Origin of the sequence: Pseudomonas sp. PDNC002, from assembly GCF_016919445.1 — a bacterium.
In the GTDB taxonomy this organism is placed as follows: Bacteria; Pseudomonadota; Gammaproteobacteria; order Pseudomonadales; family Pseudomonadaceae; genus Pseudomonas.
Genome location: NZ_CP070356.1, coordinates 317,479 through 340,181, shown reverse-complemented (window position 1 = coordinate 340,181; position 22,703 = coordinate 317,479). Strand labels below are relative to the sequence as shown.

The window sequence follows — 22,703 nt, the reverse complement described above, 5'->3', positions numbered from 1 at the left end:
ACCTTCTGCTTTCAATGGGTTGCACGTGTCTAGCGCTTGATGCCTGCCAGCCCTGGCTGTTTTTGCTGTAGGTCTTGGTTAATAACAAAAACGAATGGCACGCGGCTTGCTGGCGATAGATCGCTTAATCGCTTAATCGCTTAAACGAGAAATCGCCAACACGTCATATACGCGCCATTACAAAAACCCTCAGGAGCAAAACTCCATGTCGCAGAAGATTTTCAGAAAAGGTTTTCTGGCTCTGGCGGTCACCACCGCGCTGGGCATGTCTTCCGTAGTACAGGCCGATGTCGTTATCGGGGTCGCAGGACCGCACACCGGGGCCAACGCCTCGTTCGGTGAACAATATTGGCGCGGGGCGAGCCAGGCCGCCGAGGACATCAACGCCGCCGGCGGTATCAATGGCGAGAAGATCAAGCTGGTGAAGGCGGACGACGCCTGCGAACCGAAACAGGCCGTGGCCGTGGCCAACCGCCTGGTCGACCAGGACAAGGCGGTCGCCGTGGTCGGCCACTTCTGCTCCTCCTCCACCATCCCCGCCTCGGAGGTCTACGACGAGGCCGGCATCATCGCCATCACCCCCGGCTCCACCAACCCGCAGGTTACCGAGCGCGGCCTGTCCGGCATGTTCCGCATGTGCGGCCGTGACGACCAGCAGGGTATCGTCGCCGGCGACTACATCGTCGACGTGCTGAAGGCGAAGAAAGTCGCGGTGATCCACGACAAGGACACCTATGGCCAAGGCCTGGCGGACGCGACCCGCGCGCAACTGAACAAGCGCGGCGTGAAGGAAGTGCTGTACGAAGGCCTGACCCGTGGCGAGAAGGACTTCAACGCCCTGGTCACCAAGATCCGTGCGTCCGGCGCAGAAGTCGTCTATTTCGGCGGCCTGCACCCGGAAGCCGGCCCGCTGGTACGCCAGATGCGCGAGCAGGGCCTGACCGCCAAGTTCATGTCCGATGACGGCATCGTCACCGACGAGCTGGTCACCACCGCTGGCGGCCCGCAGTACGTCAAGGGCGTGCTGATGACCTTCGGCGCCGACCCGCGCCTGATCCCGGACGGCAAGGCCGTGGTGGAGAAATTCCGCGCCAATGGCTTCGAGCCGGAAGGCTACACCCTCTATGCCTACTCCTCGGTTCAGGCCCTGGCCGCTGCCTTCAACGGCGCGGGCAAGACCGACCCGGCCAAGGCCAGCGAGTGGCTGAAATCGCACCCGGTCGCCACGGTCATGGGGCAGAAGGAATGGGACAAGAAGGGCGACCTGAAAGTCTCCGACTACGTCGTCTACGAGTGGGACGACAAGGGCAAGTACCACCAGCTCGACGCGTTCAAGAAGTAACCGCCTGACCCGGCCGGCGCCGCTACCCGCGGCGCCGGCTTCCCCGCAGGTCGGCGGTACGCGCGCAGCTGGTCACGAGCCGGTGATTGCGCGAGCCGTCAGCCTTTCCTGCCCTGCTTGCGCGAGTACCCAATCGTGGACGGTATCTTCCTTCAGCAAATGATCAACGGGCTGACCCTCGGGTCGGTCTACGGTCTGATCGCCATCGGCTACACGATGGTCTACGGCATCATCGGCATGATCAACTTCGCCCACGGCGAGGTGTACATGATCTCCGCCTATCTCTCGGCGGTGGGCCTGGCCCTGCTGGCCTTCTTCGGCCTGCAGTCGTTCCCGCTGCTGATCCTCGGCACCCTGGTCTTCACCATCTTCGTCACGGGTGTGTACGGCTGGGTGATCGAACGCATCGCCTACAAACCGCTGCGCAACTCCACGCGCCTGGCGCCGCTGATCTCCGCGATCGGCATGTCGCTGATCCTGCAGAACTACGTGCAGCTGGCCCAGGGCCCGCGCCAGCAAGGCGTGCCGACCCTGCTCGACGGCGCCTTCAAGTTCCACATTGGCGAAGGTTTCGTGCAGCTGACCTACACCAAGGTGTTCATCCTCATCGCCGCCTTCGTCGGCATGGGCGTGCTGACCTACGTGATCCAGTACACCAAGCTCGGGCGCATGTGCCGCGCCACGCAGCAGGACCGCAAGATGGCCTCGATCCTGGGGATCAACACCGACCGGGTGATCTCCTACGTGTTCGTCATCGGCGCCGCCATGGCCGCGCTGGCCGGCGTGCTGATCACCATGAACTACGGCACCTTCGACTTCTACGCCGGCTTCATCATCGGCATCAAGGCGTTCACCGCCGCGGTGCTCGGCGGCATCGGCTCGCTGCCCGGCGCCATGCTCGGCGGGCTGATCCTGGGCGTGGCCGAGGCGCAGTTCTCGGGCATGGTGAACACCGACTTCAAGGACGTGTTCGCCTTCGGCCTGCTGGTGACCATCCTGATCTTCCGGCCGCAAGGACTTCTGGGCCGTCCCCTGGTTTCGAAGGTGTAAGCACGATGTCCGCGACCCAGACTTCAGCCGCGCCCAACACGGCGCGCATCGATATCAAGAAGAGCCTCGTCGACACCGTGCTCGCCGGCCTGATCGCCCTGATCGTGTTCGGCCCCATCGTCGGCATCGTGCTCGATGGCTACAGCTTCAAGGTCGAACCGGTCCGCCTGGCCTGGATGATCGGCGCGGTGATGCTCGGCCGCCTGCTGCTCAGCCTGTTCCTGCAGACCCCGGCGGGCCTGCGCATCATGGATCGCTTCGAAAGCTCCGACTCGGGCATCAGCGTGCTGCCGCCGGGCTACAAGACGCGCCTGCGCTGGATCGTCCCGCTGGTGATCCTCGCCGCGGTGATCTTCCCGTTCTTCGCCAGCAAGTACCTGCTCACGGTGATCATCCTCGGGCTGATCTATGTGCTGCTCGGCCTGGGGCTGAACATCGTGGTCGGTCTCGCCGGCCTGCTCGACCTCGGCTACGTGGCCTTCTACGCCATCGGCGCCTACGGCCTCGCGCTGGGCTACCAGTACCTCGGCCTGGGCTTCTGGACGGTACTGCCGTTGGCCGCCATCGTCGCCGCGCTGGCGGGGGCGCTACTGGGCTTCCCGGTCTTGCGAATGCACGGTGATTACCTGGCCATCGTGACCCTGGGCTTCGGCGAGATCATCCGCCTGATCCTCAACAACTGGCTGTCCTTCACCGGCGGCCCGAACGGCATGCCGGTGCCGTCGCCGACCTTCTTCGGCCTCGAGTTCGGCCGCCGGGCGAAGGAGGGCGGCACGCCGATCCACGAATTCCTCGGCATCGATTACAACCAGAACTTCAAGTTCCTGTTCATCTACATCGTGCTGTTCCTCGTCGTGCTGCTGGTGCTCTACATCAAGCACCGGCTGACCCGCATGCCGGTCGGCCGCGCCTGGGAAGCGCTGCGCGAGGACGAAATCGCCTGCCGCGCCATGGGCCTGAACCACGTGCTGGTGAAGCTCTCGGCGTTCATGCTCGGCGCCTCCACCGCAGGCCTGGCCGGCGTGTTCTTCGCCAGCTACCAGGGCTTCGTCAACCCGTCGTCGTTCACCTTCTTCGAGTCGGCGCTGATCCTCGCCATCGTGGTGTTGGGCGGCATGGGGTCGACGGTGGGCGTGGTGATCGCCGCCTTCGTCCTCACCGTGGCGCCGGAACTGCTGCGCAGCTTCGCCGACTACCGCGTGCTGCTGTTCGGCATCCTCATGGTGCTGATGATGATCTGGCGGCCGCGCGGGCTGATCCGCATCAGCCGTAGCGGCTTTGCCGTACGCAAGGGGGTGGCGCCATGAGCGGTGACAAGATCCTCAGCGTCGAGCACCTGATGATGCACTTCGGCGGTATCAAGGCGCTCAACGACGTCAACCTCGATGTGGAACGCGGCTCCATCACCGCGCTGATCGGCCCCAACGGCGCCGGCAAGACCACGGTGTTCAACTGCCTCACCGGCTTCTACAAGGCCACCGGTGGCAACATCCTGCTCAACACCCAGGGCGGCACGACCGACGTCATCAAGGTGCTCGGCCAGCCGTTCCAGGGCGGCGACTTCGTCAACCCGGCGCAGTTCGGCAACCGCCTCTACTACAAGATGTTCGGCGGCACTCACCTGGTGAACCGTGCCGGCTTGGCGCGCACCTTCCAGAACATCCGGCTGTTCCGCGAGATGTCGGTGGTGGAGAACCTGCTGGTGGCGCAGCACATGTTCGTCAACCGCAACCTCATCGCCGGCGTGCTCAACACCCCCGGCTACCGCCGTGCGGAGAGCGAGGCGCTGGATCACGCCTTCTACTGGCTGGAAGTGGTGGACCTGGTGGACTGCGCCAACCGCCTGGCCGGCGAGATGTCCTACGGACAGCAGCGCCGCCTGGAGATCGCCCGCGCCATGTGCACCCGGCCCGAGCTGATCTGCCTGGACGAACCCGCGGCCGGCCTCAACCCCGCCGAGACCCAGGCGCTGGCGCGCATCGTCCGCTACCTGCGCGACCACCACGGCATCACCGTGCTGCTGATCGAGCACGACATGGGCATGGTGATGAACATCTCCGACCACATCATCGTGCTCGATCACGGCGTGGTCATCGCGCGCGGCGGCCCGGAGGAGATTCGCCACAACGACAAGGTCATTGCCGCCTATCTCGGCGCAGACGAAGAGGAGCTGGCATGACGGCGCCGATGTTGGAATTCCGTGAAGTCGATGTGTTCTACGGGCCGATCCAGGCACTGAAGAAAGTCTCGCTGACCGTCAACGAGGGGGAGACCGTGGCGCTGATTGGCGCCAACGGCGCGGGCAAATCCACGCTGCTGATGTCGATCTTCGGCCAGCCGCGCGCGGCGGGCGGCGCGATCCTCTACAAGGGGCAGGACATCAGCCACAGGTCCGCGCACTACGTGGCCTCCAACGGCATCGCGCAGTCGCCGGAAGGGCGCCGGGTGTTCCCCGACATGACCGTGGAGGAGAACCTGCTGATGGGCACCATCCCCATCGGCATGGACCACGCCCAGGAAGACATGCAGCGCATGTTCGACCTCTTCCCGCGCCTGAAGGAGCGGCGCAACCAGCGCGCCATGACCATGTCCGGGGGCGAGCAGCAGATGCTCGCCATCGCCCGCGCGCTGATGAGCCGGCCCAAGCTGCTACTGCTCGACGAGCCTTCGCTGGGGCTGGCGCCCATCGTGGTCAAGCAGATCTTCCAGACCCTGCGCGAGCTGGCGCAGAGCGGGATGACGCTGTTCCTCGTGGAGCAGAACGCCAACCACGCGCTGAAGCTGTCGGACCGTGGCTACGTGATGGTCAACGGCGAAATCCGCCTGAGCGGCACCGGTGCGGAACTGCTGGGTAACCAGGAGGTTCGCAACGCGTATCTGGGTGGGCACTGACGCGGTTGCGTTTCCTCTGCGCTGGCTGCCCTCACCCTAACCCTCTCCCATAGGGAGAGGGGACCGTTCGGTGGAGGATGGATGCCATGGTGTCAGCCGGCACGTACGGCCCCCTCTCCCATAGGGAGAGGGGATCGTTCGGCGGAGGATGGACGCCATGGTGTCAGCCGGCACGTACGGCCCCCTCTCCCATAGGGAGAGGGGATCGTTCGGCGGAGGATGGACGCCATGGTGTCAGCCGGCATGTACGGCTCCCTCCCCCATAGGGAGAGGGGATCGTTCGGCGGAGGATGGATGCCATGGTGTCAGCCGGCAAGTACGGCTCCCTCTCCCTATGGGAGAGGGTTGGGGTGAGGGGGGCATCGGCACGGAGTTGCCACAGGAAGACGGTTGCTCCTATGAGTTATCCACCGCTCCCAGCTGAGGAGAATCCATGCAAGACCTCCGCTTCCTCACCAACGCCGACGTCGCCCAGCGCCTGGGTTATCCCCAACTGATCGAAGCTCTGCGCATCGGCCTTGCCGGTGAGTACCAGGCCCCGGTGCGCGCCTGCCATGAGCTGCCCAGGAACGCCTCCCTGCTGACCATGCCGGTGTGGCGCCCCGGCCAGGACATCGGCGTGAAGCTGGTCACCGTGTTCCCCAATAACGGTGCGAAGAACCTGCCGGCGGTGGCCGCCTTGTTCTGCCTGTTCGACGGCGAAACCGGGCGCCCGCTGGCGATGCTCGAAGCCTCGGAGATGACCGCCCGGCGTACCGCCTGCACCTCCGCGCTGGCCGCCGATTACCTGGTGCGCCGCGATGCGCGGCGGCTGCTGATCGTCGGCAGCGGCACCCTGGCGCCGCACATGGTCCGCGCGCACTGCTCGGTGCGCGAGTACGAGGACATCGCCCTCTGGGGTCGCCACGAAGACAAGGTGCTGGCCCTGGTGAAGCAATTGCAGGACGAAGGCTATCCCGTCCACGCCTGTGTCGATCTGCGCGGTGGCGTCGCGGCGGCGGACTGTATCAGCTGCGTCACCACGTCCCGCGAGCCCATCGTACTCGGCGAATGGTTGCGCTCGGGCTGCCACCTCGATCTGGTCGGCGCGTTCCTGCCGAGCATGCGTGAGACTGACAGCGAAGCCGTGCGCCGCGCGCGCATCGTCGTCGATACCCGCGAAGGCGCGCTGGAAGAGGCGGGCGACCTGCTGATCCCGATGGGCGAGGGTGTGATCGATGAAAGCGCAATCGCTACCCAACTGAGCGACTTGCTGCAGGGACGCGGTGCGCGCCGGGGCGACAGCGAGATCACTCTGTTCAAGTCCGTCGGTTATGCACTGGAAGACCTGATCGCGGCGCGGCTGCTGGTCCCGTGAAGTTGTCCCGAAATTCTGTGGGCGGGGCTGTGGATAACGTCTGGGAAAACGCTGCCATGCCGCGTGGCCGCAGGCGCCGCCAGGGCCGCTCGAATTCTGTTCGATTACCCCGCAACCCCTGTATGGATGGACAGGTACGGCTTCGCGGAAAAGTTCCGGGAAGCTGACAATTGTCCCCGTCAGCCGTTGAAAGATCTGTGGATAACCTTGGGAAGAACTTCTCCAGCGCAGCGGTGGCGCGGACTGCAGGGAAGCGCTCGAAATTCGTCCAGCGGGAAAGCGTACTTCCGCTTGCCCACAGAAACCGTGGAGCAGCCTGTGGACAAGGTGGGCGCAACTCGCGGCAGGCCCGCAGCCATGGGCCTTTCACGCGGCTGTGCGGGTTTTATCCAGCACGGCTGTAACGCAACGCGGCAGATTCGGGCTGTTATGCTCGACGACCGATAAGAACGCGCACCGCACGATTCCCCGGCATGCATCGGCGACGGCAGTGCCCAGCAAGAGGATCTCTGTGATGACCACTCCCACCCTGTTCATTACCGGCGCCACCTCCGGCTTCGGCGAAGCCTGCGCGCGACGTTTCGCCCGTGACGGCTGGTCGCTGGTGATCACCGGCCGCCGCGAGGAGCGCTTGAACGCGCTGGCCCAGGAGCTTTCCGCCGAGACCGACGTGCTGCCGCTGGTGCTCGACGTGCGCGACCGCGCCGCGATGACGGCGGCGGTGGACAGCCTGCCGGAGAAATTCGCCAAGTTGCGCGGCCTGATCAACAACGCCGGCCTCGCCCTGGGCGCCGACCCGGCGCAGCAATGTGAGCTGGATGACTGGGACACCATGGTGGACACCAACATCAAGGGCCTGATGTACGCCACCCGCCTGCTGCTGCCACGCCTGATCGCCCATGGTCCGGGCGCGAGCATCCTCAACCTGGGTTCGGTGGCCGGCCACTGGCCCTATCCGGGCGGCCACGTGTATGGCGCGACCAAGGCCTTCGTCGAGCAGTTCTCGCTGAACCTGCGCTGCGACCTGCAGGGCACCGGCGTGCGTGTCACCAACCTCGAGCCGGGCATGTGCGAGAGCGAGTTCTCCCTGGTGCGCTTCGGTGGCGACCAGGCGAAGTACGACAAGACCTACGCCGGCGCCGAGCCGATCCAGTCCGTGGACATTGCCGAGACCATCCACTGGATCCTCAACCAGCCGCCGCACATCAACATCAACACCCTGGAAATCATGCCGGTGAGCCAGGCATGGGCGGGGTTCTCGGTGCATCGCAAGGGGTGATTTGCGGTTGGGCAACTGAAGTTTCCGGGGGAGAGGTTGTTGGGCGATTCCCCTCACCCCAGCCCTCTCCCAAAGGGAGAGGAAGCCGTCCGTGCCGGCTGATGGTTCGGTTTCATCCTGCACCTTACCGTCCCTCTCCCAAAGGGAGAGGGAGCCGTCCGTACCAGCTGATGGTTCGGTTTCGTCCTGCACCTTACTGTCCTTCTCCCTCTGGTAGAGGGAGCCATCCGTACCGGCTGACGCCATGGTTTCATCCTGCTCCGGACAGTCCCCTCTCCCGCTTGAGGAGCGGGGCGCGCAGCCAGGGGCAGGGTGAGGGGCTCTTGATCTTGTAGGAGCGGACCTTGTCCGCGATAGGTTCCCAGCGCGCTGGAAGACATCGCGGACAAGGTCCGCTCCTACGGCCCCACCGAGGCGCGGATAGTTTTGTAGGAGCGGATCAGCTGGCGAGCAGCCATGCACCCGCGCCTGCCGAAACCAGCCCGGCGACACGCACCAGCGGTGCCGCCGCTTGCGGCAACAGACGAACGATCCCATAACCCGCCGCATGCAGCGCCGCAGTCGCGCCGACGAAGCCGGCGGCATACAGCCACGGGCTGCTCAGTTCCGGCAGTTCCAGGCCGTGCGCCACGCCGTGGGCGAGGGCGAACAGCGCGGTTGCGCCCATCGCCAGGAACAGCGGCGGACGCACCGCCAGCGCGACGCACAGTCCCAACGCGAGCACGGAGGCGGCGATGCCGGTCTCCATGAACGGTATCTGCATTCCTTCGAAACCGAGCAATCCGCCGATCAGCATGGTGCCAACGAAAGTGCAGGGCAGCGCCAGTCGCGCAGCGCCTCGTTGCTGTGCTGCCCAGAGGCCGACGGCGAACATCGCCAGCAGATGGTCGAGGCCGGTGATGGGGTGGGTGATACCGGCGATCAGGCCATTGTCGCCGTGGCCCGGATGGGCGAAGGCCACCGCCGGGGTGAGGAACAGCGCCAGGCTGTAGAGGGCTTTGCGCAGTTGCATGGGTAACTCCCTGGTTCTTGTCGTAGGGCGGCCGTTCTTCTGCGGCCGCGAGAAATGAATCAGGCTGCGGTCAGCAGGCCCTGGCGTTCGATGAAGGTGATGATCTCGGCCAGGCCCTGGCCGGTCTTCTGGTTGCTGAACACGAACGGCTTGTCGCCGCGCATGCGAGAGGCGTCCTGGTCCATCACTTCCAGCGAGGCGCCCACCAGCGGGGCGAGGTCGATCTTGTTGATCACCAGCAGATCGGACTTGCAGATGCCCGGCCCGCCCTTGCGCGGGATCTTGTCGCCCGCGGACACGTCGATCACGTACAGCGTCAGGTCCGACAGCTCGGGGCTGAAGGTGGCCGAGAGGTTGTCGCCGCCGGACTCCACCAGGATCAGGTCGAGGCCGGGGAAGCGGCGGTTGAGCTGGTCCACGGCTTCCAGGTTGATCGAGGCGTCCTCGCGGATCGCCGTGTGCGGGCAGCCGCCGGTTTCCACGCCGATGATCCGCTCCGGCTCCAGCGCCTCGTTGCGCACCAGGAACTGCGCGTCTTCCTGGGTGTAGATGTCGTTGGTGACCACGGCGATGTTGTAGCGCTGGCGCAGGGCGCGGCACAGCGCCAGGGTCAGGGCGGTCTTGCCGGAGCCCACCGGGCCGCCGATGCCGACGCGAAGAGGTTGAGAGTTCATGGCAGTTCTCCTAGGAGCGGAACAGACGGCTGTATTGGGTTTCGTGATTCATGCAGGCCAGTGTGAGCCCGAAGGGCGCGCCGCCGTGGGGATCGTTTTCGAGCGCGGTACGGCAGGCTTGGTCGAGGTCGGGGAGCAGGTGCGAGGTGAGCTTCTGCGCGGCCAACTGGCCCAGCGGCAGCGTTTTCATCAGCACCGCCAACTGGTTCTCCAGCCAGCTCCACAACCAGGCGCCCAGGGCCTGTTCCGGGGATAAGCCCCAGGAGCGTGCGGCCAGCGCCCAGGCCGCGGCGAAGGAGGGTTCGGGTTGCTCGGCGAGCCACTGGCGCGCGGGTTCGTCCAGCTCGGGCAGGGCGTCGAGCAACTGGCCAAGGGAGAAACCCATCTGCCGGTTTTCCAGGCCCAGCTCGCGGGTCTCGCGGCTGGCGCGATGGCGCTCGGCGGCGTCGCGCAGGGTCTCCCAGTCTTCGGCCTGCGCGGCGTGCAGCAGTTCGGCCAGCAGCGGGCCTTCGAAGCGGGCGAGGTTCAGGTGCAACTGATCGGCGAGCCAGGTCCGCGCGCCTTCGGCGTCCTTCACCACGCCGTGGTCGATGGCGCTTTCCAGCCCCTGCGAGTAGCTGTAGCCGCCAATGGGCAACTGAGGACTGGCCAGGCGCAGCAGCGGCCAGAGGCTCGCAGAGTCAGTCATGAACGACGACCTGTCCGCGAACACCGCTCTGCCCCCTCTCCCTGAGGGAGAGGGCTGGGGTGAGGGGGAGGAGCCAGCACGGCGGCTTCACACGCGCACTCCGAACTGATGCAACTTCGGCGCATAGTTGAACTGCTCTTCTCCATGGTGCGAGTGGTGATGCCCGCCGCCGTAAGCGCCATGTTCCGGCTGGAAGGGCGCTTCGATGGCCTCCACCGTGGCACCGAGCTGGTCGAGCATCGCCTTGAGCACGTAGTCATCGAGCAGGCGCAGCCAGCCCTCGCCGACCTGCAGAGCGACATGGCGATTGCCCAGGTGATAGGCCGCGCGGTTCAGCTCACGGGCGTTGGCACAGGTGACGTGCAGCAGCTTCTCCGGCGCTGCGCAGACTCGGACCACCCGGCCATCGTTGGCCAGCAGGCACTCGCCGTCGGCCAGCGGTGACTGGCCGCGCTCGAGGAGCAGGCCGACGTCCTCACCGGTGGTGCTGAAGCAACGCAGGCGGCTCTTGCTGCGCGCCTCGTAATTCAGACGCAGCTCGGCGTCCCAGTGTTCGCGGGGTTCGATTCGTTGATGGATGACCAGCATGGCAGCGTCCGGCAGTAGCAATGGCGGTGCTACAGCAAGGGGCTTGCCAGTACGGGCCGGCGTCAGCGTTGACGCGGCCTGGCGGGACTGTCCGGGCGATCAGGAATGGTGCGCGCGCACGACGATGGTGCGCACGAAAAAGGTGCGCACCGTACCGGGGCGTTGCGGCTTTTGTAGGAGCGAGCCTGCTCGCGATCCGAGTCCGCTGCGGGGTTGGTTCGCGAGCAAGAACTAGGCGTCCCCCTCGCTCCTACAGGTAATAGTCGGACGTGTGCGCAGGCGTCAGGGGCGCGAGCCGATCCCGGTCCAGTGCTTGGCGCCGATCATGATGAAGCGCAGCTGCTGGGTGATCTTAGCCTGGGGCGAGAGGTGCGTCGGCAGGCTGTCGGCCGGCGGGTCGATCAGCTCGGGCAGGGTGGCGAATACCGTCTTCACCACCAGGTCGGCAATCACGTCGATGTCCTGGCCGGTGAGGTGCGGCAGCTTGTTGAGCAGCGCCAGGTCGGCCGCGAGATCATCGGTGATGCGCTGGCGCAGGGAGCCCACGGCCTGGCGGATCGGGTGCGAGCCGCCGTACTGCTCGCGAGCGAGGAAGAGGAACTGGGTGCGGTTGGCGGTGACGGCGTCGAGGAAGATGCGCACCGACGCTTCGATCACGCCTCCCAGTTCGAACTCGTTGCGGCGTACCACGCGCAGGGTCTCGCGGAAGGTCTCGTCGACATCGGCGACCAGCGCGAGTCCGAGCTGATCCATGTCGGCGAAATGCCGGTAGAAGCCCGCTGGGACAATGCCCGCCGTCTTCGCCACTTCGCGCAGGCTCAGGCTGCCGAAACCACGGCCGCTGTCCATCAGACTGCGCGCGGCATCCATCAGGGCCAGGCGGGTCTGTAGTTTCTGTTCGGCGCGGGGAGTGGACATACGGCTATCCATGACGAAGGCGCAGGCACTCTAGCAAAAGCCGGTCGGCGCCGGGGAGTTCCGAGCAAAACAGTGAACGACTGTTGACTGAAAAGTCCTGTGCATGAGATTTTAAGTGAACACATGTTTACTGTTCGGTGCCGCCCATGTCACTTCTTCCCCTGTCCGGCTTGCGCCTGATCGAGCCCGTGCTCGTGCCCCTTCGTGCGCTGGTGCGCCGCCAGTGGCTGCGCGAGTCGGACGTCGATGCCGTGCTGCGCGCCTGCAATCGCGCCTGGTCGCTGCGGCGTGTGTTTGCGCGGGTCGAGGCGCGGCAGTGGGTGGCCGATGACATGCTCGAACTGCGCCTGCGGCCTAACGCCCACTGGCGCGGTGCGCGCCCCGGCCAGCACGTTCAGCTGTATGTGGAGCGCGACGGTGTGCGCTGCAGCCGCAGCTACAGCCTCACGCGTATCGCCGAGGATGGTTGCCTGGAGTTCGCCGTGAAGTTGCAGCCGGGCGGACGGGTTTCCTCGTTCCTGCTGCACCAGTTGTGCGTGGGTGATGTGCTGGAGCTGGGGCGCCCGGATGGCGAGTTGAACTGGCCGGCGGACGGACAGGGCGTACTGTTGCTCGCGGCCGGTAGCGGGTTGACTCCGTTGTTGGGCCTGCTGCGCGAGGCGCTGGCGCGCGGATACACCGGGCCGGTAACGCTGCTGCATTACGTCCGCGAGTGCGGGCAGAAGGCTTTCGTGGCCGGGCTGGAGGCGCTGGCGCGGCAGTATCCCAATCTTGAGCTGCGCTGGGCTCTGAGCGGCGATGTACCGACCGAGGGCGAGTTGCGTGGTCGTTTCCACCCGGACCATGTGGCGGGTCTCGATGACCGCCACGTGCTGGTCTGCGGCCCCGGCGGCTTCGTCGACAGCGTGCGCCAGGCGCTCGGCGCAAGCAGTCGCAGCCTGCAGCTGGAAAGCTTCAGCCCGCCAAGCTGGGACGAAAACGAGCCGGCAAGAACCGTGAGCCTGCAGTTTGCCCGCAGCGCCCTAACGGTGTCCGGCGACAGCCGCCGCAGTCTGCTGGAGCAGGCCGAAGCCAGCGGTCTGCGCCCGGTGCACGGCTGCCGGCAGGGTGTCTGCACCCGTTGCACCTGCACCCTGGTCAGCGGTTGCGTGCGCGACCTGCGCAGCGGCGAGCTGTTCAGCGAGCCGGGCCAGCCCATCCGCATCTGCGTCAGCGCGCCCCAGGGCGATCTGACCGTCGATCTCTGAAACTTCAGGAGCCCATGGCCATGCGCGAAGACCGCGATCTCACCGCCGCCGAGCTGGCAGCCTTCGGTGCCGAACTGGACGCCCTGCGCCAGCGCACCCTGCATGACCTGGGTGAGAAAGACGCCCGCTACATCCGCCGCATCCGCGCGGCGGTGCGCTTCTGCTGCTGGAGCGGCCGCGCGCTGCTGATGCTCGGCTGGTTCCCGCCGACCTGGCTGCTGGGCACTCTGCTGCTTGGGCTGGGCAAGATCCTGGAGAACATGGAGCTGGGCCATAACGTCATGCATGGCCAGTACGACTGGATGAACGACCCGGAGTTTTCCGGGCAGGACTACGAGTGGGACATCGTTGGCCCCGCGGACTTCTGGCGGCACACGCACAACCACATGCACCACACCTACACCAATGTGCTGGGCATGGATGACGACGTGGGATATGGCGTGGTGCGGCTGTTCCCGGAGCAGAAGTGGAAGCCGTTCTACCGATGGCAGCCGCTGTGGGTAACGATCCAGGCGCTGCTGTTCCAGTACGCCGTGGCAGTGCAGCACCTGCGCCTGGACAAGTACGTGAAGGGGCGGATGAGCAAGGAAGAACTGCGCCCGCTGCTGCGCCAGTTCAACGCCAAGGTCGGGCGCCAGTGGGTCAAGGATTACTTGGTGTTCCCGCTGCTCGGCCTGTTCACCGGCGCCTTCGGCGCAGTGCTGCTGGGCAACGTCATCGCCAACTTGATGCGCAACCTGTGGACCTTCACCGTGATCTTCTGCGGCCACTTCACCGAGAAGGCCGCGGTGTTTCCGCCGGAGGTACTACAGGGCGAGACGCGCGGCCACTGGTACCTGCGCCAGCTGCGCGGGTCGAGCAACCTGGAAGGCGGGTCGATCTTCCACATCATGACCGGCAACCTCAGCCACCAGATCGAGCACCACCTCTATCCGGACCTGCCGGCGCGGCGCTATGCACAGCTATCGCGCGAGGTGAAGGAGATTGCGGCGCGCTACGGCCAGACCTACAACAGCGGCCGCCTGTCGGCGCAGTTCGCCACGGTGCTCAAGCGCATCTGGATTCACCGCCTGCCGACGCTGCCAGCCACTGCCTGAACCGGATCAGGCGCGGCGCGATAGCGGCGAGGCGATCTCTTCACGCAGGGCGCGCAGTTCGGCGGCGTCCTGGTTGAGGTGGTGGATGGCCTTGAGCAGTTTTTGCCGGAGCAGGTCGTCCTGGACCTGTTCGACGGCCCGCATGACTTCCAGGGCCGTGGCTTCATTGTTGCTGGCGACGGCATCGAGGGTCTTTCGCAGGCTGCGGGTTGTGTGGTGCACAGTGAGTTCTCCTGAAAACTGCGTGCACCCTACGACCTGCGTATTTCCAATAAATTTCAATAAGTTGCTTTCCGATCGGCGGTCATGATGTCGCACCGGTGGCGCATCGATTCAGAAAAGCATGCACAGCGCCAGCAGTGGCGCCAGGTTGAACAGCAGGACGCCGATCTTGTAGATCGCCATACCGCCGTAATGAATGGCGTCGAACTTCTCCACCGGCAGGGCGAACCAGCGGGTGTGCAAGCGATAGACGAAGTCGTGGGCGCCGGTAAAGGCGGCGAACCAGATCAGCAGGATGAGGTAGTTGATCAGGGTGCAGTAGAGCAGGAAGGGTTTCAGTTCCGCGGTGGGCATAGCGCTGCCTCTTGCATTGGCCTAATACAGTTTTGAGCCGGGCAGAGCCACTCGGTTCGATCTCTTCGTGCGATTTGCTGTTAGAAACATGGAAAGATCATACCCTTCGCACTACCATGCGAAACTTTTCATTCATTCCGTTGGAGTACTGCGCAGTGATCACGGCCATCCCGGCAATTCGGCGAAATTGGGCATTGGCCTTCGTCATTCTAATTGCTGTAGCAGGCGCTATTGCCCATAGCTGGTTCGGCCAATCATGGGTTTCCACCAGCGGGCATGCTGTTGGAAGTGATGATGCATATATCTCATATCGATATGCGAGTAATTTTTTCAATGGTGGTGGGCTTGTCTTTAATTCGGGTGAATATGTAGAGGGGTATTCGAATTTCCTCTATATATTGATGGTGTTGCCGTCTTTCCTGATATCCAGGGATATTGTTTATGTCTACAGTGTTGCGCTGAATACGCTGTTTTTTATTGCCACAATCCTGATTTTCTTCACATTCGTTAAAGCTCGATTAGGTCGCGATCTTGCCTATGCGGGGGCTTTTCTGCTCTCTGCCAATCCGTGGATGTGGGCGAACGTGGCGACTGGCCTGGAGACATCTCTCATACTCCTCGTTACAACAGCGCTCTGGGTGTGCGCAGAGCTCTATTACGAGCGCCATGAGCGACGGCTGCTAGTCGCGATACTATTGTTGTGTGCTGTTTCGATGCTGAGCCGCGTAGACGGATTTTTACTGCCGTTGGCATTGTCGCTATGGTCTTTCATTCGAGGCGAAAGACGCTTGGGTTTCAGGATTGTGTTGCTCGTCCTGAGCGTGGCGGTTTTTTATACCGCTTGTAGGTATTTTTACTATCACGACGTGATTGCCAATACTTTTTACAATAAGGTCTCCGGTAATTTATTTGTTCGCATAAAAGCTGGAGTGTCCTTTGTTGTCGATTACTCAATAAGATCGGGGCTCTGGGTTGCCATATTGGGTGTGCCTCTCGTCTTCGTTCTAACGGCTATCCGAACTGGTCGGCGAGGCGGAGTGGGATTCGCGGAGTTCTTTCTGGTCTTATGGCTGGGCTATCTGGTCTGGATTGGTGGCGATATATATTACGAGAGGTTCCTGGTGGCGATCATGCCTATGGGGCTTTTCGTGGTGCTCAAGCTGATGAGCAGGATCCAGTTTCGCGGAGTGTTGATGATTGGGGTGCTGATACTCGCTATTTCCCAATCTGTTTTTGCCCTCAAGGATGGCCGCTTTGATTACAGAGCCGAGCGCTACGACTGCTGGTTGGCTGTTGGAAAATTGCTTGGCGAGCGTTACCCCGGCGCAACGCTGGCTGTCGATGCCGCAGGCAAGATTCCATATGTCTCCGGGCTTTTCACCATCGACATGCTCGGTTTGAATGATCGGCATATCGGCAAGATGAAGGTTGAAAGCGCAAGCTTTCATCCCGGGCACTCGAAGTTCGATGCTGCTTATGTCATGGGGCGGAAGCCTGATCTGATTGCGGCGTGGATGACTCCCTCGCTGGACCTTGGTTGGGATATCACGCGTAATCGATATGAAGGTTCCTACCATCTCAAGTTTCTGGTGAACTCGTCGCGACAAGATCTGGGGGCTGGGAACATCGTCGACGTGAGCGGCAGGAGCGATGCGGAGCTCAAGGACCTGGTCGCCCGGGAATTTAACTACGCGGTATTGGTTCGGAACTGACTGACGTAAAAAGGTATCTCTAGATACGGGTAGCTCAGGGCGTGATCGTTTTTCGAAATGTCGCCTGCTTCTAACTCTCTGGCCGCGCCTTTGAGCCATTCCCTGTCAGTGCTAGTGTTCTGCTCCCAATTTCTATTCTGCCTGCCGGACTCGCCATGTTCAGCCCGCTCGTCACGTTCCCTGCGCTCTATACCGCCACGCTGCTGATGCTCGCCGGCTCCGGCCTGTTCACCACCTACATGGGCCTGCGCCTGACCCAGGAAGGCGTCAGCGACCTCTGGGTCGGCGGCCTGATGGCGGCCTATTACTTCGGCCTGGTCTGCGGTGGCAAGTTTGGCCACAAGCTGATTGCCGGCTTCGGCCACATTCGTTCGTACGTGGCCTGCGCGGGCATGGCGACGGTGATCGTGCTGATCCATGCGCTGGTCTCCCAGCTGGAGGTGTGGATCTTCCTGCGCTTCGTGATGGGCGCGGTGATGATGAACCAGTACATGGTGATCGAGAGCTGGCTCAACGAGCAGGCCGAAGGGCACCAGCGCGGCAAGGTATTCGCCGGCTACATGGTGGCGGTGGACGCCGGCCTGGTGGTCGGCCAGGGCCTGCTGGCGCTGAGCCCGGCGCTGGATTACAAGCCGCTGTTGCTGGTCGCCATCTGCTTCTCCTCGTGCCTGATCCCGCTGGCGCTGACCCGCCGCGTCCACCCGGCCAAGCTGGTGGCGGCGCCGCTGGAGATCGGTTTCTTCTGGAAGCGCGTGCCGCAGTCGCTGGGCACCATCTTCGTCGCCGGCCTGATGGTCGGTGCCTTCTACGGCCTGGCGCCGGTGTACGCGGCGCGCAACGGCCTGGACACGTCACAGGCGAGCTTCTTCGTCGGCATGTGCATCGTCGCTGGCTTCTGTGCGCAATGGCCGCTGGGCTGGCTCTCCGACCGGGTCAACCGCAGCTGGCTGATCCGCGCCAACGCCTTGCTGCTGTGCCTGGCGGCGGTACCGATGTGGGGGCTGATCGAGCTGCCGTACACGCTGTTGCTGGTGAACGGCTTCGTCACCGGCATGCTGCTGTTCACGCTCTATCCGCTGGCTGTGGCCCTGGGCAACGACCATGTCGAGCAATCGCGCCGCGTGGCGCTCTCGGCGATGCTGCTGACCACCTATGGCGTTGGCGCCTGTATCGGCCCGCTGTTCGCCGGCGCGATGATGCGGCACTTCGGCCCGGGCATGTTCTACATGCTGGTGTCGGCCTATGCGCTGATCCTGATCTTCTGGGTCCAGCCCAAGCGCGTCACCGGTGCGCACCGTGTCGACGAGGCGCCGCTGCACCACGTGGCGATGCCCGATACCGTCAGCCCGATGGCCGCCGCGCTGGACCCGCGCGTCGAGGAAGTGCCGGAGGAGTTGGTGGTGGATGCGCCCGCCAGTATCGGTCGCTCCGATGGCGAGCCGGATGCTGGAGAGGCGAAGAGCTGATCGATCCGCTTTTCCAGATCGCAAACATGAGAAAGCCCGGCAGATGCCGGGCTTTTCTTTCGCCTGTTCGGCGTATTTCGCTGAATCAGGAAATACGCTTCAGGTGGGCATCGAACACGGTGTCACCACCAGACTCGGCGACCATGTTGCTGTGCAGCTTGTCGATGGTGTGCTCGGAGCCGTTCTCGGCTACGCGGACGTCATCCATCTGCTTGTGCAGGCGGTCGATGGTGCGCTCGGAACCGTTGTCAGCCACGCGGACGTCGTCCATTTGCTTGTGCAGGCGGTCGATGGTGCGCTCGGAGCCGTTGTCGGCGACGCGGGCGTCGTCCATCTGCTTGTGCAGGCGGTCGATGGTGCGTTCGGAACCGCTGTCGGCAACGCGGGCGCCATCCATTTGCTTGTGCAGGCGGTCGATGGTGCGCTCGGAGCCGTTGGCGGCTACGCGTGCATCTGCGCTCTTCTGCTGGAGTTGGTTCTCGTGGCCGGTGGAACGGGGACCGTTATTCAGGATGGCCGGGGCGGCAAATGCAGCGCTGGCGGTCATCAGGGAAGTCAGTGCAAGGCTGAGGGCGATCTTGGTTTTCATTTTGAGTGGCTCCGAAAGGGGGGCGGTTTGTTTTGGCTACGGGGTTATTTTCCCTTCGGATAAATCGATTTAAAAACGATGCTGCGTGATAGAGAGCATCAGTGATGTCGATTATTTAGCCGGCTAATTTCAACTATCGCCATCAATGATGGAACGACGAAAACAGCTCTAGGGCGGTGTTTTCAGGCGTGTTTCTGGAGGTTTCAGGCAAGACCTCGTTACAAAGACGGGCTGGCCTGTGGTCGATGACGCGGTCAGGGCGTGCGGGGAAGATAAGAAAGCCCGGCATGGCCGGGCTTTTCTCGCACCTTGCGGTGTACTGCTTTGCGGGTCACGCCTTCAGGTGGGCATCGAAGACGGTGTCACCACCGGACTCGGCGACCATGTTGCTGTGCAGGCGGTCGATGGTGCGCTCGGAGCCGTTTTCGGCAACGCTCATCTCTTCGTGCAGACGGTCGATGGACTTGCTCGAGCCGTTTTCAGCGACGCCCAGTTGTTTGTGCAGGCGGTCAACGGTCTGGCTGGAGCCGTTCTCGGCGACGTTCATTTCCTGATGCAGGCGGTCGACCGATTTGCTGGAGCCGTTCTCGGCAACGCTCATTTCTTCGTGCAGACGGTCGATGGATTTGCTCGAGCCGTTTTCAGCGACGCCCAGTTGCTTGTGCAGGCGGTCAATGGTCTGGCTGGAGCCATTTTCAGCGACGTTCAGTTTCTGAATCAGGCGATCCACCGAATTGCTCGAACCGTTTTCGGCGATACGGGCCTTGGCGGCGTCCAGTTGTTTCTGCTGTTGATCCAGGGTGCGTTCGGCGCCGTCCTGAACCAGCAGTTGGGTCTGGCTGGCGTTGATGACAGGAGACTCTTGCTGGGAGCCGGCGAAAGCGGCATTGGCAGCAAGTACGGAGAGGGCAAAGCCAAGTACGAGGGTGCGTTTCATGATGCGGCTCCAGAAAGAGTGGGGAGTTCGTTGGACACGGACTCAGTATCTGTTCTGGATTATCGATTGGAAAACGATGCTGAAAGATAGTCTGTATCGATGCCGATGATTGTTATTTAACTCTTTTAAAATCAATAAGTTGTTTTGTTGAAATGACTTATATCAATTGCCTCGATGGGCGATATCGGCATGATTGCTAATATCTGATTAATTGATGTGTTTTCCAAGAGGAAGCACGCTGAGGGCTCTGCAATGGGCTTCTTGACCAGGAGGGCTGGGGAAGTGGAACGCCCGGCGAGACACCGGGCGTTGGAGGACTACTGCAGGTCCTGGAGGATATCGGCCATGTCGTCGGCGTGTTCTTCCTCCTGGGCGAGGATCTCCTCGAACAGCCGGCGCGTCGTGGGATCGTCTTCGCCCAGGTAGACGATGATCTCGCGGTAGCTGTCGATGGCGATGCGCTCGGCGATCAGGTTCTCGGTCACCATCTCGCGCAGGTTTGCGCCGGCCACGTATTCGGCGTGGGAGCGCTCAGTGAGATTGGCGGGGTTGAAGTCCGGTTCGCCGCCCAGCTGCATGATGCGCTCGGCCAGCAGGTCGGAGTGCTCCAGCTCTTGCGTGGCGTGCTCGAGAAACTCAGCGGCGGCGACGCTGGCCTTGAGGCCGGTGGCCATGAAGTAGTGGCGCTTGTAGCGCAGGTAGCAGACCAGCTCGGTGGCCAGCGATTCGTTGAGCAGACGCAGCACGGTCTTGCGGTCGGCATGGTAGCCCTCGGTCACTGCGCCTTCTTCGATGTTGCGGCGTGCCCGCTGGCGCAGGGTCTGGACGTCACTCAGTTGTACTTGGCTCATCAGGTTTCTCCTTGTGGCGGACCGGCGCTGCGGTGGCGCTCGGCTCGGTACGGGTCACAAGGGTGTGAGTGGCGGCTCGCCCGGAAAGTTTAAGTTTTCTCGGCCAGAGGCCGGCGCGAAGGTTTGCCGTGCAAATCGCGGGAGACATCGTCCCGCTATGCTGGTCCAAGACCACAGGTCAATGGAGAATGCCCACCCGGCATGCTCAGGCGGCCGATGAATACCGGCAGCGGCGTGGGGACGTCGCTGCTTCCACCGACGCGGCAAGCAGGGAGTTCAGGTATGACGCGCGGGAAAAGAATCTGCCTCTGGAGCTTCACGGGTTTCATCGCGGTGATTGCCGCGCTGGTGGTGTTCATCGCCACCTTCGACTGGAACCGGGTGAAGCCCACGATCAACGAGAAGGTCTCTACCGAGCTGGGGCGACCCTTCGCTATCAATGGCGACCTGCAGGTGTTCTGGCGCACCGAGCCTGCGGAGGGTGGCTGGCGTGCTTATGTGCCCTGGCCGCACTTCAGCGCCCAGGACATTACGCTGGGCAATCCGGATTGGGCGGCCGGCAAGACGCGCTCGGCCAACTTCGCCAGTCTGGAGAAGGTCGAGTTCCGCCTCGCGCCCCTGCCGTTGCTGTGGCAGACCGTGCGCATCCCGCAGATCGTTCTCACGCGACCCAGCGCCGACCTGTTGCGCCTGGCCAACGGTCGCGCCACTTGGACCTTCGACCTGCCGAAGAAGGAAGAGGACCCCAATGCGGTGCCCGAGCAAACCTCGTGGAAGCTGGACATCGGCGAGATCGGTTTCGACAAGGGCAACGTGACGCTGGACGACCAGACGTTGAAGACCCGCCTGGAGTTGCAGGTCGACCCGCTCGGCAAGCCGGTGCCCTTCGGCCAGTTGGCCGGCAAGGCGCTGGCTGGCGGCGACAAGGCCGGGACCCAGGACTACGTGTTCGGCTGGAAGGTCAAGGGCCAGTACAAGGGCTTGCCCCTGAACGGATCGGGCAAGGTCGGCGGCATGCTCGCCCTGCAGGACGCGGCCAAGCCCTTCCCGGTGCAGGCCGATGTCTCCGCGGGTAGCACCCGCGCCAGTGTCGTGGGCACCCTGACCGATCCGCTCAACCTCGGCGCGCTCGACCTGCGCCTGAAGCTGGCCGGCACCAGCATGGCCAACCTGTTCCCGCTCACCGGCGTGACCCTGCCGGACACGCCGGCCTACGAGACCGACGGTCGCCTGAAGGCCGAGCTGCACGATTCGGCCGGCGCGCAGTTCCACTACGAGAACTTCAACGGCAAGGTCGGCGACAGCGATCTGCATGGCGACCTGGTGTTCGTCAATCGCCAGCCGCGCCCCAAGCTGTCCGGCAAGCTGCGCTCGGAGCAACTGCGCATGGCCGACCTCGGCCCGCTGATCGGCGCCGATTCCAATAAAGAGAAACAGGCGCGTGGCCAGAGCACGCGCCAACCGGCCGACAAGGTTCTACCGGTGGAGGAGTTCCGCACCGAGCGCTGGCGCGCAATGGACGCCGACGTGGAATTCACCGGCAAGCGCATCGTGCACAGCGACAAGCTGCCGATCAGCGACCTGTACACCCACCTGGTGCTCAATGACGGCCTGCTGACCCTGGAGCCGCTGCGCTTCGGCGTGGCCGGCGGCACGCTGGAGTCGCATATCCGCCTGGACGGCGGCAAGACGCCGCTGCAGAGCCGCGTCGACATGAAGGCACGCAACTTCAAGCTCAAGGAGCTGGCGCCCACCTTCGCGCCGATGCAGTCCAGCTTCGGTGAGCTGAATGGCGACGCCGCGTTGACCGGCACGGGCAACTCGGTGGCGACCATCCTCGCGGGCGCCAATGGTGAGATGAAGCTGCTGATCAACGATGGCCGGATCAGTCGCAGCCTGATGGAAATCGCAGGGTTGAACGTGGGCAACTACGTGGTGAACAAGCTGTTCGGCGATGACGACGTGAAGATCAACTGCGCCGCCGCCGACGTCGGCATCACCAACGGCCTGGCCAAGCCGCGGGTATTCGTCTTCGACACGGAGAACGCCATCATCACCATCGAGGGAACGACCAACTTCGCCACCGAGCAACTGGACCTGGACATCGTTCCACAGAGCAAGGGCGTGCGGATCTTCTCGCTGCGCTCGCCGCTCTACGTGCAGGGCACCTACAAGAACCCGAAAGCCGGGGTGCATGTGGTGCCGCTGGCCGCGCGCGGTGCCGGCATGGTCGCGCTCGGCGTGGCGGTCGCCCCGGCGGCCGCGTTGCTGGCGCTGATCGCGCCGAGCAAGCAGGACGACAACCAGTGCGCGGCGTTGCTGGAGCAGATGAAGCAGCCGCCGAAAGCGCCCACGAAGGGTAAATGAGCTCCCTGTAGGAGCAACTGTCTTCTTCTGAAATATCTGCGCCAGGGCATCCCCTCACCCC

Annotated in this window: 21 protein-coding genes and 1 pseudogene; 12 read left to right on the top strand and 10 right to left on the bottom strand. The window is 63.6% G+C overall.

The annotated features are described in order from the left end of the window. Positions 1-205: 205 nt before the first annotated feature. From JVX91_RS01675 to JVX91_RS01645, 7 genes are all read left to right on the top strand, one after another. Complete coding sequence (locus JVX91_RS01675; RefSeq protein WP_205337727.1) at positions 206-1,342, top strand: branched-chain amino acid ABC transporter substrate-binding protein; 1,137 nt, start codon at positions 206-208, stop codon at positions 1,340-1,342. A 135-nt stretch (positions 1,343-1,477) separates the two neighbouring features. Next, positions 1,478-2,392 (top strand): branched-chain amino acid ABC transporter permease LivH, encoded by a 915-nt coding sequence (locus JVX91_RS01670; RefSeq protein WP_205337726.1) that lies wholly within the window; start codon positions 1,478-1,480, stop codon positions 2,390-2,392. 5 nt (positions 2,393-2,397) lie between these two features. Continuing rightward, complete coding sequence (gene livM, locus JVX91_RS01665; RefSeq protein WP_205337725.1) at positions 2,398-3,699, top strand: high-affinity branched-chain amino acid ABC transporter permease LivM; 1,302 nt, start codon at positions 2,398-2,400, stop codon at positions 3,697-3,699. Further along, positions 3,696-4,571: an ATP-binding cassette domain-containing protein gene (locus tag JVX91_RS01660; protein WP_024765989.1), complete on the top strand. Its 876-nt coding sequence runs from the start codon at positions 3,696-3,698 to the stop codon at positions 4,569-4,571. Before livM ends, JVX91_RS01660 begins: the two co-directional genes overlap by 4 nt. Then, positions 4,568-5,284: an ABC transporter ATP-binding protein gene (locus JVX91_RS01655; RefSeq protein ID WP_205337724.1), complete on the top strand. Its 717-nt coding sequence runs from the start codon at positions 4,568-4,570 to the stop codon at positions 5,282-5,284. Before JVX91_RS01660 ends, JVX91_RS01655 begins: the two co-directional genes overlap by 4 nt. Before the next feature lie 433 nt (positions 5,285-5,717). Next, the gene (locus JVX91_RS01650) at positions 5,718-6,641 is read left to right on the top strand and encodes an ornithine cyclodeaminase family protein (RefSeq protein ID WP_205337723.1); all 924 of its coding nucleotides are present in this window, start codon (positions 5,718-5,720) and stop codon (positions 6,639-6,641) included. A gap of 514 nt (positions 6,642-7,155) precedes the next feature. Continuing rightward, the gene (locus JVX91_RS01645; RefSeq protein WP_205337722.1) at positions 7,156-7,920 is read left to right on the top strand and encodes an SDR family oxidoreductase; all 765 of its coding nucleotides are present in this window, start codon (positions 7,156-7,158) and stop codon (positions 7,918-7,920) included. A 439-nt stretch (positions 7,921-8,359) separates the two neighbouring features. Here JVX91_RS01645 and JVX91_RS01640 read toward each other — a convergent pair whose 3' ends face one another. The 5 genes from JVX91_RS01640 to JVX91_RS01620 form a co-directional block, all read right to left on the bottom strand. Beyond that, the gene (locus JVX91_RS01640) at positions 8,360-8,932 is read right to left on the bottom strand and encodes a HupE/UreJ family protein (protein ID WP_205337721.1); all 573 of its coding nucleotides are present in this window, start codon (positions 8,930-8,932) and stop codon (positions 8,360-8,362) included. 59 nt (positions 8,933-8,991) lie between these two features. Continuing rightward, positions 8,992-9,606, bottom strand: a complete 615-nt coding sequence (gene ureG / locus JVX91_RS01635; RefSeq protein WP_037012004.1) for an urease accessory protein UreG — start codon at positions 9,604-9,606, stop codon at positions 8,992-8,994. Positions 9,607-9,616: 10 nt separating this feature from the next. Beyond that, on the bottom strand, positions 9,617-10,294 hold the full coding sequence (locus tag JVX91_RS01630; protein ID WP_205337720.1) for an urease accessory protein UreF: 678 nt from the start codon (positions 10,292-10,294) through the stop codon (positions 9,617-9,619). 87 nt (positions 10,295-10,381) lie between these two features. Next, a complete protein-coding gene (ureE, locus tag JVX91_RS01625) occupies positions 10,382-10,882 on the bottom strand; it encodes an urease accessory protein UreE (protein ID WP_205337719.1) in 501 nt (166 codons plus the stop codon). A 282-nt stretch (positions 10,883-11,164) separates the two neighbouring features. After that, positions 11,165-11,800: a TetR family transcriptional regulator gene (locus JVX91_RS01620; RefSeq protein ID WP_205337718.1), complete on the bottom strand. Its 636-nt coding sequence runs from the start codon at positions 11,798-11,800 to the stop codon at positions 11,165-11,167. Positions 11,801-11,946: 146 nt separating this feature from the next. Here JVX91_RS01620 and JVX91_RS01615 point away from each other — a divergent pair, with 146 nt between their 5' ends. Both JVX91_RS01615 and JVX91_RS01610 read left to right on the top strand, forming a co-directional pair. Next, positions 11,947-13,047 (top strand): ferredoxin reductase, encoded by a 1,101-nt coding sequence (locus tag JVX91_RS01615; RefSeq protein ID WP_205337717.1) that lies wholly within the window; start codon positions 11,947-11,949, stop codon positions 13,045-13,047. Between the two features lie 14 nt (positions 13,048-13,061). After that, positions 13,062-14,144, top strand: coding sequence for a fatty acid desaturase (locus JVX91_RS01610; RefSeq protein WP_205337716.1), 1,083 nt, complete (start codon positions 13,062-13,064; stop codon positions 14,142-14,144). 6 nt (positions 14,145-14,150) lie between these two features. Here the strand turns inward: JVX91_RS01610 and JVX91_RS01605 are convergent, their stop codons facing one another. Together JVX91_RS01605 and JVX91_RS01600 are read right to left on the bottom strand one after the other, a co-directional pair. Next, a complete protein-coding gene (locus tag JVX91_RS01605) occupies positions 14,151-14,366 on the bottom strand; it encodes a hypothetical protein (protein WP_205337715.1) in 216 nt (71 codons plus the stop codon). A 111-nt stretch (positions 14,367-14,477) separates the two neighbouring features. Next, positions 14,478-14,720, bottom strand: a complete 243-nt coding sequence (locus JVX91_RS01600; RefSeq protein ID WP_205337714.1) for a DUF6868 family protein — start codon at positions 14,718-14,720, stop codon at positions 14,478-14,480. Positions 14,721-14,875: 155 nt separating this feature from the next. On the opposite strand from JVX91_RS01600, the gene JVX91_RS01595 reads away from it, so the two are divergent. Both JVX91_RS01595 and JVX91_RS01590 read left to right on the top strand, forming a co-directional pair. Continuing rightward, positions 14,876-16,432 (top strand): hypothetical protein, encoded by a 1,557-nt coding sequence (locus tag JVX91_RS01595; protein ID WP_205337713.1) that lies wholly within the window; start codon positions 14,876-14,878, stop codon positions 16,430-16,432. Positions 16,433-16,587: 155 nt separating this feature from the next. Continuing rightward, the gene (locus tag JVX91_RS01590; RefSeq protein ID WP_205337712.1) at positions 16,588-17,898 is read left to right on the top strand and encodes an MFS transporter; all 1,311 of its coding nucleotides are present in this window, start codon (positions 16,588-16,590) and stop codon (positions 17,896-17,898) included. 205 nt (positions 17,899-18,103) lie between these two features. Here the strand turns inward: JVX91_RS01590 and JVX91_RS01585 are convergent. The 3 genes and pseudogenes from JVX91_RS01585 to JVX91_RS01575 form a co-directional block, all read right to left on the bottom strand. Further along, positions 18,104-18,487: pseudogene (locus JVX91_RS01585) on the bottom strand (phage infection protein); the annotation flags it as partial. A 331-nt stretch (positions 18,488-18,818) separates the two neighbouring features. Next, the gene (locus tag JVX91_RS01580; protein ID WP_205337710.1) at positions 18,819-19,424 is read right to left on the bottom strand and encodes a hypothetical protein; all 606 of its coding nucleotides are present in this window, start codon (positions 19,422-19,424) and stop codon (positions 18,819-18,821) included. Between the two features lie 317 nt (positions 19,425-19,741). Beyond that, positions 19,742-20,275 carry a ferritin-like domain-containing protein gene (locus JVX91_RS01575; RefSeq protein ID WP_205337709.1) on the bottom strand — a complete coding sequence of 178 codons (534 nt, stop codon included), beginning with the start codon at positions 20,273-20,275 and terminating at the stop codon, positions 19,742-19,744. A gap of 282 nt (positions 20,276-20,557) precedes the next feature. Between JVX91_RS01575 and JVX91_RS01570 the strand changes: the two genes are divergently transcribed. Then, positions 20,558-22,642 (top strand): AsmA family protein, encoded by a 2,085-nt coding sequence (locus tag JVX91_RS01570; RefSeq protein WP_205337708.1) that lies wholly within the window; start codon positions 20,558-20,560, stop codon positions 22,640-22,642. The last annotated feature ends 61 nt before the right edge of the window (positions 22,643-22,703 follow it).